Source organism: Leifsonia sp. HAY1-4F, from assembly GCF_056755275.1.
Window position 1 is genome coordinate 1 of sequence record NZ_JBNDHX010000374.1, and the last position, 260, is coordinate 260.

At 66.2% G+C, this 260-nt stretch carries 1 protein-coding gene; it reads left to right on the forward strand.

Annotation, left to right across the window (positions count from 1 at the left end; translation table 11 throughout):
* The coding region (locus tag ACPYOG_RS19870; RefSeq protein WP_481295834.1) for an FtsW/RodA/SpoVE family cell cycle protein at positions 1 to 260 on the forward strand (260 nt) is incomplete at both ends.

Consider the following 260-nt stretch of genomic DNA (forward strand, 5'->3'; position numbering starts at 1 on the left):
GGCGGTGTTCGCCGTCATCGGCATCCCGCTGATGTTCGTCGTGAGCCGTTTCCCGCTGCAGTTCTGGAAGCGCATCGCGTGGCCGGCGCTCATCGGCGCGCTCCTGTTCCAGCTGCTCGTGTTCGTGCCGGGGCTCGGCATCACCAACGACGGCAACACCAACTGGATCGCGATCGGCGGGTTCCAGGCGCAGCCGTCGGAGTTCCTGAAGCTCACTCTCGCGCTGTGGCTCGGCTACGTCCTGTACCGCAAGCAGACCC